Here is a 12,623-nt window from a genome sequence, read left to right as displayed (position 1 = left end):
TCTCCCAGCCTTAGAACAAGTATGGACGGATTCAATACATTTTCATTCTTTGTGGTGAAGAGCTGTTTTTTAGCGATTCATGGATGGCTAACGGGAGAGGATAGTTTAAGAACTGTATGCTAAAATACCAATAAAAAACGAAAATTAGGAGTAATTGTATTGAAGGATGTAATAGGTTCCTTATTAGTTTTAATTATAGGTGGTATCTTTCTGTGGGTAGGTGTATTTAGACTTGATGAATTTTTAAAGGCAATTAAAGAAGCTAAAAAAGCAAGAATTGACCCTTTTCGTTTTATAAATGATTATTGGTTTTGGAAAGCTGTGTTTATAGGTATAGGTATTCTAATAATTATTATTAGTTTATTTAGCCTGTCTAACTAAAAGATGCAATACATAACCGTATGGTAATGCCATATATGAGATTTGAAGTGAAAAAACTCGCCAAGGGCGAGTTTGGTTGATGTTAATTTAATTCTATTTTCGGTATGAAGGTATGATAATTTCAATGAACAAAAGAGCTTATAGATTTTTATTTTGCTAATTTTACAAGCATATGAGCTAATTTGTGTTGTTCCTCTTCGTTTCCTACCTTCCAGAGCTCCTGGAGGAGAACTTCCTCACGGTTTTGAGGTTCAGTATTTTTAGCAAGATAGTCGGCAACCTTTTCAGCACTTTTCGCCAATTGCTCTTCATTCATGCCCAGTTTTTCCCCTACAGATATTTTGTTGTGTAGGTACGATTTAAACTCATTAAAATTTTCCAACTTGTTATACATTTCGCTATTGTCCATGTTCCTTACGGTTTCTTCAGCTTTGTTAGGAGTTGCTTCATTATTATTAAACATGTAATATCCCTCCATTTTGTTTAAGTCCTTTAATTTGTACCCCCATTGATACATGTTCAAAATGATAGAGCGGTGTAACAATGTAGTTTCAGTTATCTTATGGTAAAAAAATCTCGTTTAATCAGGTTACTTTTGAACACCTTATTGAGCTAACTGGGCAGTTTAGTTGAACAAAATATTTTTGGAACAATATCGAAGTCCACATTAAAAATCCAACAGATTACTTGTTGGATATTTAATGTATTGTAATGTCCGCTGTACTGTACTCTAAATGATAACATTGGTTTCAATCTAAGTGTTTTTCACCATTTCGTGATACCCTAAACCCCATTCTTTCATTGAGTTTATAATTGGTCGTAAAGAATTACCCAAATCACTAAGAAAATATTCTACTTTTGGTGGAACTTCGGCATAAACTTGGCGTTCTATTAATCCGTCATTCTCCATTGAACGTAAATTCTGTGTCAGTACCTTTTGGCTAATACCTTCTATTCCATTTTTTAGTTCACCAAATCTTTTTGTGCCACTTAATAATTCACGCAAAATTAGAACCTTCCATTTATTACTGATTAGACCTACTGTCGTTTCAACAGGGCAAAAGGGCAATACTTTATTTTTATCCATAACATAACCTCCAATAGTTACTAAAAGGTTTCTATACCACTTTAAGGTGCCTACTTTCCAAAAGATACTAATCAATATATGATAATTTTAGAATCACAATTACTTCATGTCAAATTCATCAAAGAACAAATAGAGGAGGAAGAAATACATGAATATAAAATATGAAATCATACCTAGCGAAAAAGCTGAGGATTGCAAAGATTTATGTAATGAGCTTATGGTTTTTCAAAAGTCAAAGGCAAAAATAAAGCCTGAATTGTTCGACGGGATGAATTTTGAAACACGAATGATTCCTTCTATTAAGAGTGCAATTTACAATCATATAATTGTTGCTAAAGTTGAAGAAAAGATAGTTGGCTATGCATACTCGAACATTTCACCCAAAGAAGCATATTCTAATGATTTTGCTACTTTTTTTGACATTTCTTCTGTTAGTGAAAAGAATGTAGGTAGCCTATCCCAGTTTTATATTAGTGAAGGTTATAGGAAATACGGGATTGGCTCAAAGCTTTTCAATATGTCAATGAGTTGGTTAAATCAATTTGATGATGTCGAGGATTATTTTATTTTTGTTTCGAATGGTAATGATGATGCTTTAGAGTTTTATAAACGAAAAGGATTCGTTGTTAGCCATGAAATTTTGGATGGTTTTATTACTGTTTTACGAAGCAAAAAGAGGTAGCTTCAATCTCTGTTCTGGCAGGAATACTACATCACCGTCTAAAAACATATGACACGTAATAACACGCAAAAATCCTCATCTTCCAAAAAGATGAGGATTTTGTTTTTTCATTATGATGATACAATACTTCATTGCTTTTTCCCTCAAGAGCTTGAAAGTTTGCTTTACTATATAGTTATTTAAGCAATTTCTTATTGAACTACCATGGAAGAACTGTTTAAAATTCCATCCTTTGTGGTGAAGCTGTACTTCATGGATGGCTAACGGGTGCGTTAGTTGAAGATAGATTTGCGTGGCAGCTCTTATCTTTTCGCATTTGACAAATATTATGTACTTGAAGCAATAGTCAGGGAGTTCCCTAACTATCATTTTAAGCATAATCGATCATCTTATTCGTGCTCGTATCTTACCGCATCTAACACACTCACCTGAATTATAACTAAATTTATGCATTTTTAGAAAAAAACAGATAATAGCTTTAAGCTTCATGCCTAGTACTCCATTTTTAATTGATTCAATACTAATTAAGGATAGCTATTAAATGTTATGGAATTATTTCCATTAAATTAAAATCACATAATAAAAAGATTAAGGAAGTGTTTCAGTTTTAAGCTATTTTGAAAGTATTCTGGAACAATGTAATGAACAATGCGAACATATGGTGAATGGTTTGTACTTAAACGGATTTTTTAATGGAAAAAGAAACAAATAAAAAAGAGTGACCGATTAAGCCACCAATTATGTGTTTTTTGACTATATTCTGTTATATTTTGTACATATATTATATTGTTATTTGCATTTCCTTCAATAGTTGCTTCGTTCGCAATCGTCTTAATGATGGGTGCTTTTTCAAGTTTTTATTCACCTTTTGCATATTTTTTGCTTATTTATATTCAAAGTATTTTCTGACAATTTCAAATAAATTGCTACAATTCCCGATTTTAGTGATTAATAAAAAATTTGGTAACTATTTGGCTTGATCACAGAGTTGCTGCTCTAATCGGGATGCCCCATGGGCTGGCGACCCACTTTATTACCATTTATTTACGAGAAATCTGAAATTTTTGAAAATTTATAATTTTTAGTATTTACAAAATTCGACCATTCGTGTATGATAAGGACAAATAAAACATACACATCAAATAAGAAGGTGAATCCAGTGAAATAGCGAAAGGCGAATGTACAAGTCGTACAGGGAATATAACTAAAATCTATACAAAAAAGGGTGAGTCCAGTGCGATATTAAAATGCGAAGTGTACAGAAATGTACATGGGACGAGTTTAATCTAGCTAAGGAAAAGGTGATTCCAATGAAGTAGGTAAGGCGAAAGCGGACGATTGATACGATAGGTATCCAAGAGTCACAATACTGCTTAAGGAGGCGCTTTGTCTACTAATCTTTCGCTGTTCCGAGAATACGTAATAAAATAAATGAAAGGGCTTGTTATAATTGGATGAAGAAATAGTGTAAGCGACCTTGTCGTTCCAGTACGGATTGACGAGGTCGCTTACTGTTGTTTTATATGCTTTTTTCGATTCAAATGACATAAAGGCGCTTCGGAACTTGAATTGGATGTTAAGTTGAAAGAACTTATTGATTTATGTAGTCATAGATAAACGTATTAAGAGCTTGACTTTATCCCCCTGTGGGTATAATTGATTGATCCTGCTGCTGCAGTTTTCTTCAGGCAACGAGCCTATCTATTACACCTACCAGCTTACTGTCCTTGAAGTTTAGTATGGAAGAAGTACATTTCCACACTAAACTTCAAGGTTGTTTCTTTCTCCTTTTACCCAAGTCCATTTTCCATATCCTTGAATACGTTGAATACTATAAAAAATAACTGTATATATTGTTTCCACAAAGTTAGAAATCTGGTCATTTTTGTATCATTACATACGTTAAATACGGTAGAAAAACATACTGTAGATAAGTGGTGCTTTAGTGGAGTAAATCACATTTTGTCGTAATTCGTCTATCGTTTATAACGAATCTCCATTTATAAAAGAAGTAGTATAAGTTATTATTATTTAATAACGCTTTCATTAAAAAAACAACTAGTTCTTGGCAAAAGGGGGATAAGAATGGCGATATGTGGTGACGGGATTCAAGGAAACAATGATCTTGAAGATGAGATATTAATAGATAAAATACATAACGGAGATAGTGAATCGTTAGAACGATTAATCTTTAAATATAAGAACTTTGTGCGTTCAAGGTCAAGTAAATATTTTTTGATAGGTGGAGACAGAGAAGATATTGTGCAAGAAGGAATGATTGGATTGTACAAAGCAATTAGGGATTACCAAAAAGGAAAAATCTTCTCATTTCTTTCATTTGCTGATATGTGCATCAAAAGACAAATGATTACTGCTGTTAAACACTCTACCAGACAAAAGCACAAACCTCTAAATTCTTATCTTTCTTTAGACAAGCCTGTATATGAGGAAGATGATTCTGTTACATTTATGGACTTGATTCCTGGTACTAGTAATAGCGATCCTATGTCGTTGGTGTTAAATAAAGAAAAAGATTGTGAATTTAAATTAAAGTTAAATAAGTTATTGAGTGAACTAGAAAGAAAAGTGTTATCTCTTTATTTAGACGGACAATCGTATGTAGAAATGTCAAAAGAGTTAAATACACATGTAAAATCGGTAGATAATGCTTTACAAAGAGTGAAAAGAAAAATAGAAGGTGCCATAGATATAAATTCGTTCGTAAATGTTTAGCATATAAAAATTATAAAATTATTGATTGTGCATGAAGTGAAAACAAAAGTCATTGAACGTCCTCAGTATCAATTATTAAAACAATTGGTCCGTGAAAGGGATACGGTAGTATTTGATTCCATTACTCGAATGGGAGGGAATATGGGATAACACAATGAAGGAATATAAATGGTTTGTAGATAATGGAGTGCAGCTGCGTTTCATAAAGGAGCCTATGATTAACACCAACAATGAACATGACGATGTTATTAAGCGAGCAATACAATCAATCATTTTGACTCTTACTGCATTCGCCGAAAAAGAACGTGAGGAAATCAAGACAAGACAGGCTGAGGGGATTGCGGTAGCAAAAGCCAAAGGGAAACACATGGGCAGACCAAAAACCGAAATTACTCAAGAGTTTGAACGAGCATACAAACAATGGAAAGATAAAGAGATAACAGCAGTTGAGGCTATGAAGAGGGCTAACGTGCCTAGGAGTACATTTTACCGGATAGTAAAGGAATATGAAGAAACACTAAGCCCTCAACATGTGTGAGGGCTTTCTAATTTGAACATGCATACCTATCTTCATTATCACATTTTTGGTTTTATTTTTGTCTTTAGTTTTCTTTAGCTTACAGCGTCGTTGATCTACGTGCTGAAGTAACCCAGATGAGGTTCTCTTTTTAACAAAGGATGCCCAAACAAAATTGCCGAAATTTCGATGTCTGTTCGATGAGGAAGATTAATAATGGTATGATCGATTAATTCATCTTCTTCAAGAGACCAAAGTTTATTACCAGCCATTTTATTACCCTTCACCTTTACAATCATAATGTTTAGGATTAATTCTATAGTTTGCATACAATTCCCTGCAAAAAATATGTGAATTAAGATGGAATGAATGGAAAAAGGTAGGGCTAGTGTATTTGCTTAAACAATACGTAGGGCTTGCTTTATAGCCTTCAAGGCTATTTGTTCAAATATTATGAATCAATGAAAAGGGATTTTAATCAATAGATTGTGAATGTTTTCGCTTAAACTAACTGGCATGTGTGCGGCCGAGCCTAGGTCCTATCATATAACGGGTGGGATTCCCGTCGAGTAAGAACTAGCCATTCGCTCGTAGCGAGTCTTGGAGGACCAAAGGTAACTTTAGTCTTTAAGCTTAGACAGTAAGGTGGCGGGCCGAAAGCCAATTGGTTGAAGGGATTGAGCTCCATAATGTTAGTAAAACGAGAGTGCTGATGTTTTACCTGCAACAGAAAGCTACATTTTATCCATCGTTTAAGGCAAGATGCATAAAACCTCTCTGGAGTCAGAGACCTTGGCACGTTACACATTGATATGATACGGCAACTCGGGAGACCCTATCGGTCTTTTCTTAATGGAAGAGTATGGTGTACAAGCGATAACATGCAAGGAAGCCAAATGCCGAATAGGGAGTCGGATAGCAGAAATGTGAATGGTAACTAGGAGGAGCCGTGTGCATTAATAGTGCAAGCACGGTTCTGTGAGGGGGTGGAGTACAATCTACCGAAAGGTAGAAGGTCTCCATTCTACTCGACTTGTTGAATAAGGATACTTAAGATTTGTTGAGGATGTGTTTGGAAATGGAAGAGAGTTTTATCAACGGCTCATTTACTTTCGTTATTCGAAGGGAAGATTTAGACTTTGACGAAATTACAAAAAATATAAAGATTAAAGCATCAAAAGAAAGAAAAGGGTGAACTAATCACTAAGGATAAAAAATGAAGGATTGTTATTGAGGTTATCGAGTAATATTTTGCGACTATGGCGACTTAAATCAAATGTTTGAGAAAATTCTACAAACCCTATGTCCTTGTAAAGACTTTACCATAAAATCTCTAAGGATTGTGATACTTTTATAATTTTTAGCTTTACATCTAATCTAGGACAATTGGTTTTTAATTTGTATCTAGTTTTACTAAATTATCTTCTCCATTAAGATGTGGTATGTTTATTTTGCAGTAAATATTAAAGGGGGTAACCAATGAACAAAACAGACCGTTTGTTAGCCATCGTGCTGGAGCTACAACGTAAAGAAGTTGTACGGGCCGAAGATTTGGCGACCCTATTTGAAACTAGCGTGCGGACCATCTATCGCGACATCCAGGCGCTGAGTGAAGCGTGCGTGCCGATCATAGGAGCCCCTGGGACAGGATATTCCCTGATGAAAGGCTATTTCCTGCCGCCAATCAGTTTCACGGTACCAGAAGCCGTGAGCTTGCTGATTGGAACGGACTTTATCGAACAAAGATTTGATGATGATTATCGTATCAAGGCTCAAGGTGCCCGCGGAAAAATTGAGGCAATTCTACCGGAGAGCGTACGCAATGAAACATCTCGTGTACGCAAGGCTATTCGTTTGCTCATTTCTGATAAACAGGTTAAGCAGTCAAAAGAAAAAGAATATCTAGAAAAGATCCGTCGAGCGATATTAGACGAGAGAAAGATCAGCTTCCATTATGCAAAAAGACTTGCAGATTCCAACGGGAATCGCCATAGTTTTCGTACCGTTGCTCCCTATGGATTGGTGCTCGTTCAAGGATCATGGATGCTCGTTGCCCGGTGTGATCTGCGCCAAGACATTCGCCATTTCCGCTTGTCCCGAATGATGGAACTTATCGATCTGGGAGAACGATTCGAACTACCAACACATTTTAACTTAAGAGAGTATACCCCTCCGGATGATCGACACTTGCTAGTTCGCCTTTTATTTAACCATGATATCGCAGATAAGGTGAAAGAATCGAACAATCATTACATAGAGGATATGGAAGAGCATCAAGATGGATTGCATGTGATCTTACAAGTTCGTCAACTTGAAGAATTGTTGCAATGGGTGCTTGGCTGGGGAGCTGCTGCGATTGTATTGGAGCCTGAATCATTACGAAATCGGATTCGTGAGGAAGCTCAAAAAATGTTTAAACGCTACTGACATACTGCTGTCAGTAGCGTCATTTTATAATAGGAGTAATTAAACATAAAGGGGTGATAGATAAATGCTAAGTATGTCTTGCTTCAGTTTGTGCACACCGCCATTCAACGTCCACAGGAATTAATTCATTTCACTATGGATCAATTGAGCAACAGCCAGTAGAACCAAATGGTTCAGTTTCTGATTAAATCGGGCCTTTACGGAAACTTCATGGTCCAAAATGATATGATACGATATTGTATCATTTATTATAGGAAGGATGGTATCTGTGAATTTTGCTTCTGTACGCATCATTACCGACGACGTGGATCGTCTTGTCAAGTTCTATGAAAAAGTCATGGGTGTTTCGGCGGAACGCCCCGCGCCAGTCTTTGCCGAATTCATTGCTCCATCGTGCACCCTTGCGATTGGCCACTCGCAGACGGTGCCACTGTTTGGCGCTGGTTCCGCGGTGGCGGCCGATAATCACACTGTCATCATCGAGTTCCGCGGTCACAATGTCGATGGCGAATACGAGCGCTTGAAACCGTTTGTCGATGAGTGGGTAAAGGAACCGACCACTATGCCGTGGGGGAACCGTGCTGTGTTGTTCCGTGATCCCGACGGAAACCTCGTTAACCTCTTTGAGCCGGTGACCGAGGAAGCTATTAAACGGTTCAGCGAAAGGGGTTGAAGGACAGTTGAAGTGAGTGAGGCTTCAATTTTGTGAAGAATTACACTTAAAGAAGTAAACCAGCTAATAGTTTGTCAACATTTTTCAATAAAAAATTTAATAACCTCATGATATACTAAAAATGTTCATGCCAAATAACCTTCCTAAATTCTCTTATTGGAAGGTTTTGTTGTATTTAGTTAGATATAGGTCCTATGCTATATCTTGGAAAGAACTACTTTTTAGTAAGGCGTAAATCCAATGTAAGAGTTTGTTTACACATGCAATAATCGCTACCCTAAAGGGTTTTCCTTCTTCTCGTTTCTTGTCATAAAACTCTCGTAGTCTTCTATTGCGTGGAATGATCTCATCAGTTGTTTTCTTTTTACGGGCATCCCGAATACCACTTTGAACAGCCATATACAAGGCGTGGCGAAGCCTACACGAGCCACGTTTGGTTATACGGTTTACCGATGCAGTAAACTTTCCTGAAGAGTACACGCTAGGATCTATTCCAGCGAATGCAACTAACTTCTTGGCACCATTAAACCGATATATCTCTCCGATTTCAGAAATAATCGTTGCAGCGATTTTTTCAGCCTTAGAAGTAGGGAACTCTAGTAAAGTAAGCATTGATACTTTCGAATATAGACTTCCAAATACACCTCGATACTCAGGAAAAACCTGATCAATTAAAGAATGAAGCTGTATCTTTGTTTTAGCTGATATTTCCGCAATACTCTCTTGTTGTCTTGTCAGATTACGAAGGTTTAATAGTTGAACACCACGCTTCTTGTAAGGCTTTAACTCCTCTTTATAAAACAGTTCACAAAGGTGATAAGCATCAATTGCATCAGTTTTTACCTTTCGAAGGCTTGAGCTCTTGGCTCTATGAGAGATAAGAGGATTGACGATAATGTAAACATAATTTTGTTCCTCTAGAAACTGAATAACGGGAATATGATAATGACCAGTTGATTCTAAAACAACCGAAGGTTGATGACCACCAGCAGCCTTTTCAACATCTTGAAGGAACTCTAATAAACATCCTAATCCTTTAAGATCGTGAGTAATACTAAAACTCTTACGATATGGTTTACCTTTATCTAAAAACGCTTGAACCTGACTTTCTCCTTTTGATACATCCAGACCAATCACTGGATTCATTAATTTTCTCCTCCTCCTAGTAATACAAATTAGTCGGTAACCCCTAATGCTCCTTGTAATGTCATAGGTTCGCTTGTTAAACGGGATCAAAGCCCCAACCAGCTTGAAACATGATTATACAAGTAGGGGGTGGACAGTTTACTTGACGGGATCAAAGTCCCACGGGTGCTACGTCCTCCCCCGACTACCGATATAATAAAACTATATAAAAAAAGGTCAACCAGAAAAATCTGGCTAACCTTATATTACGAAACGGGTGCTTGAGCGAAAAAAGGTTAGGTTGCTACGGCAGCCTTTTTCTTATTGAGCTCAAACGACTCAGTTTAATAAGATACATAAAATAAACTCATTTCTGAGGTTTATGGCTTAAAATTCAATAATCCCAATCCACGTTCACCATCTCGGGCTTTGCACCAAATGGCATTTTTCTTTTTATTTTCCTAAACCATACAGAGCCACAAATTTCTTCGTTTTTCCTATTAGTGGGAAGAAACCGCGCTGCGTGACTGGGTTTTCATTTGAAATATAAAAAATGTGAGGAAATACCTTTTTTATAATTATTATCATCGTCGTCGTTTTTTTGCTGTAATTACTATGCCATATAAATAGGCGTCCACTCAAAAATGGTAGGTCTGATTCAACAAACATAAAATCTTTATCACTGCGGCATATTATACTTATCAAAAATATTTTAAGGAATTGAGGTTTTTAAAAATGGATGAAATGCGAAATACTAATCAAGTAGAAGAAGTAAATAAACATCTTAAGGAAATTCCTAAGGAAGTAGAAGCAAGAAGAATTGAAAATCAGCCTCAAACTGGTAAAAACGAGAAAGCCATCGAGCCGTTTTAATCCGGAGAAAGACAAACCAATGGATCTTGCTGACCACAAATTTCATAAACAAAAAACAGGGCGTGGAAATTTTCCGTGCCCTGTTTTTATTTATGGATTTGTTGGTGCTGCGGCTATCCCCTTTTTCTTATTCGACTAACTTGCAGGTTACTTGAGGGAGGATTTATTTGTTACCATATAGAATTTATCCGTTATCAAGGGGCATCACCGCGATGGATCTTAACAACTTAGAGGACGCTCACCGTCCAACAGTCCGCAGATGATCCTGTGCACCTTGTGCTCCTTGACGAGAACGGTCCGATGTGCACTTTCTCGAGCGTGAAAGCCCCAACCCGTGTTGAGCTAATCATTTCATTAAAGAAAGGAACATTTATTATGGAAATTCGTGACAAAGTTGTTCTTATTACGGGAGCATCCGCTGGTATCGGCTTAGCCACAGCACGCCGCTTTGCGGCTGCTGGTGCCAAATTAGCATTGGTAGCTCGATCTGCCGATATACTTAATCATCTCGCCGAGGAATTGAAGAGCCGGGGAAGTGACGCTGTAGCTCTGCCTGCTGATGTGAGCGATCCGAAGCAGGTTCAACGGGTCATTGAGGAGACGGACCGGCACTTTGGTCGACTGGATGTGGTCATCAATAACGTAGGACAAGCTGCAAGGGGCACGATTGCCGACCTTAATCCAGATGACTTTCGTAAGATCTTTGACCTCAATGTGATGGGACCATTAACTGCAATGCAAGCTGCGATCCCTATCATGCGAGAGCAAGGAGGTGGACTGATCATCAATATAAGTTCGGTGGTCACCAAGATGAATATTTCTGGAATCGGAGCCTATGCGGCTACCAAATCCGCTTTGAACATGCTTTCCGAGACGGCACGAGGCGAATTGGCCTCAGAGCAAATCCGGGTGATTTCCGTCTATCCGCGCGTAACCGCAACGGATTTTGGCAAAAACGCTCTTGGCGTTCGCAGCGCTCGCCGGCAGCAGCCACAAGGTTCTTCCAATCAACCTGATACTCCTGAATTTGTTGCAGAGAAAATCTTGGCTGCCGCTTTAAATGAGCCAGATGAACAATATATGGAATGATCTTCGAGAAAAAACTTTGTTATAAATTTATATAAGGCTTTCCTTAATTAACACAATAGGGGGGAGCATTCCTAAACCAAATGAAGTATGAAAGGGAAAGTTTGTAAATTAGTTCACTTAAACAAACGGGTAGCGATTGTTCAAAAAGGGCAGTCGCTTTTCTTGTTCCGCTAACTGAGAGAGTTGAAGATAGAAAAAAATACCTCAAATTAATGGTATTAAATGTTAAAATATTCAAAAAGAGAAAAAGGGGAGAGAGTTTATTTTGAAAACTAAATATTTATCTTTAATTTTGTTAACCTTCATATTAATGGCAGGGTGTGTCAAGGCAAATAAGGTAGCATTTTCAACAAATGATCTAAATAAAATCAAGTTGGAATTAGTTAAAAAACAAACTTCGAAAGAGGGAATTTCATATTCCATTAATCTATTAAACGGCAGTGATTTCGTTATAAAGCAAAATAACGTTTTCGTTTCCTTTCCTATAAAAACAAGTCAAACTGCATATAAAGGCAACGAATATAAAGTAGAAACTAATGGAAACAAAATAGATATTAAACCAGGAGAAAAGGTTATATTAAATGTTTTTATGCCGTTTGAAGGTATTGGCGAAAAACCTTTGCTAGGAATTGATAACCCAAGTATTCAATTAATTGGTTATTTAGAGAATGTTGATAACAAGCATAAATTCAGTATTGGAGGAGACTTGATCAAAAAATGAAAACTAAGTCTTATACGAAGTTTTAGGTTAATTATCTAAAGATTTTCTTGAGGTTGTTGTTCAATTACCATGAAAATTAACTTCTGTGAGATTGGGAAAATGGCAATACTTAAATAGAGGCAGCTCATTCATTTTTTTTAAAAAAAGAGGAGCGCCTGATCAAGGTGTTAAGGATTGAAATAATTGATTAGGATGCTTCGGTAATTTTAATAGTATAACCTAAGTTTTCAAGTCTTCGAACCGAATGGCGTACAATAGATACTTGTCTCTGTTAATCAAAATAATCTTCGCCTAAGTCGACATACATTTCTTTTC

Annotated in this window: 13 protein-coding genes; 9 read left to right on the top strand and 4 right to left on the bottom strand. The window is 36.8% G+C overall.

What is annotated here, in order from left to right:
- Positions 1-159 precede the first annotated feature (159 nt).
- The gene (locus JOC76_RS23115) at positions 160-381 is read left to right on the top strand and encodes a hypothetical protein (protein WP_205181127.1); all 222 of its coding nucleotides are present in this window, start codon (positions 160-162) and stop codon (positions 379-381) included.
- A 148-nt stretch (positions 382-529) separates the two neighbouring features.
- On the opposite strand, the gene JOC76_RS23110 is transcribed toward JOC76_RS23115, so the two are convergent.
- A complete protein-coding gene (locus JOC76_RS23110; RefSeq protein WP_205181126.1) occupies positions 530-844 on the bottom strand; it encodes a DUF3243 domain-containing protein in 315 nt (104 codons plus the stop codon).
- A gap of 291 nt (positions 845-1,135) precedes the next feature.
- Positions 1,136-1,468 (bottom strand): winged helix-turn-helix transcriptional regulator, encoded by a 333-nt coding sequence (locus tag JOC76_RS23105; RefSeq protein WP_205181125.1) that lies wholly within the window; start codon positions 1,466-1,468, stop codon positions 1,136-1,138.
- A 148-nt stretch (positions 1,469-1,616) separates the two neighbouring features.
- Here JOC76_RS23105 and JOC76_RS23100 point away from each other — a divergent pair, with 148 nt between their 5' ends.
- The 3 genes from JOC76_RS23100 (at position 1,617) to JOC76_RS23090 (ending at position 5,421) form a co-directional block, all read left to right on the top strand.
- Positions 1,617-2,150, top strand: a complete 534-nt coding sequence (locus JOC76_RS23100) for a GNAT family N-acetyltransferase (protein WP_205181124.1) — start codon at positions 1,617-1,619, stop codon at positions 2,148-2,150.
- A gap of 2,085 nt (positions 2,151-4,235) precedes the next feature.
- A complete protein-coding gene (gene sigH, locus JOC76_RS23095; RefSeq protein WP_205181123.1) occupies positions 4,236-4,883 on the top strand; it encodes an RNA polymerase sporulation sigma factor SigH in 648 nt (215 codons plus the stop codon).
- Positions 4,884-4,995: 112 nt separating this feature from the next.
- Positions 4,996-5,421 carry a recombinase family protein gene (locus tag JOC76_RS23090; RefSeq protein WP_239557919.1) on the top strand — a complete coding sequence of 142 codons (426 nt, stop codon included), beginning with the start codon at positions 4,996-4,998 and terminating at the stop codon, positions 5,419-5,421.
- A gap of 95 nt (positions 5,422-5,516) precedes the next feature.
- On the opposite strand, the gene JOC76_RS23085 is transcribed toward JOC76_RS23090, so the two are convergent.
- Positions 5,517-5,729: a hypothetical protein gene (locus tag JOC76_RS23085; protein WP_205181122.1), complete on the bottom strand. Its 213-nt coding sequence runs from the start codon at positions 5,727-5,729 to the stop codon at positions 5,517-5,519.
- 1,150 nt (positions 5,730-6,879) lie between these two features.
- Between JOC76_RS23085 and JOC76_RS23080 the strand changes: the two genes are divergently transcribed.
- Both JOC76_RS23080 and JOC76_RS23075 read left to right on the top strand, forming a co-directional pair.
- Positions 6,880-7,827, top strand: coding sequence for a helix-turn-helix transcriptional regulator (locus JOC76_RS23080; RefSeq protein ID WP_205181121.1), 948 nt, complete (start codon positions 6,880-6,882; stop codon positions 7,825-7,827).
- A 268-nt stretch (positions 7,828-8,095) separates the two neighbouring features.
- Positions 8,096-8,500 (top strand): VOC family protein, encoded by a 405-nt coding sequence (locus JOC76_RS23075; RefSeq protein ID WP_205181120.1) that lies wholly within the window; start codon positions 8,096-8,098, stop codon positions 8,498-8,500.
- 192 nt (positions 8,501-8,692) lie between these two features.
- Here the strand turns inward: JOC76_RS23075 and JOC76_RS23070 are convergent, their stop codons facing one another.
- Positions 8,693-9,646 (bottom strand): IS110 family transposase, encoded by a 954-nt coding sequence (locus tag JOC76_RS23070; RefSeq protein ID WP_205181119.1) that lies wholly within the window; start codon positions 9,644-9,646, stop codon positions 8,693-8,695.
- 714 nt (positions 9,647-10,360) lie between these two features.
- Between JOC76_RS23070 and JOC76_RS23065 the strand changes: the two genes are divergently transcribed.
- From JOC76_RS23065 to JOC76_RS23055, 3 genes are all read left to right on the top strand, one after another.
- Positions 10,361-10,498, top strand: a complete 138-nt coding sequence (locus tag JOC76_RS23065; RefSeq protein ID WP_205181118.1) for a hypothetical protein — start codon at positions 10,361-10,363, stop codon at positions 10,496-10,498.
- A 375-nt stretch (positions 10,499-10,873) separates the two neighbouring features.
- Positions 10,874-11,587: an SDR family NAD(P)-dependent oxidoreductase gene (locus tag JOC76_RS23060; RefSeq protein WP_205181117.1), complete on the top strand. Its 714-nt coding sequence runs from the start codon at positions 10,874-10,876 to the stop codon at positions 11,585-11,587.
- A 265-nt stretch (positions 11,588-11,852) separates the two neighbouring features.
- On the top strand, positions 11,853-12,308 hold the full coding sequence (locus JOC76_RS23055) for a hypothetical protein (protein ID WP_205181116.1): 456 nt from the start codon (positions 11,853-11,855) through the stop codon (positions 12,306-12,308).
- Positions 12,309-12,623 lie beyond the last annotated feature (315 nt).

The organism is Neobacillus cucumis (assembly GCF_016908975.1).
Lineage (GTDB): Bacteria > Bacillota > Bacilli > Bacillales > Cytobacillaceae > Neobacillus > Neobacillus cucumis.
This window is presented reverse-complemented; position numbering and strand designations above follow the sequence as displayed.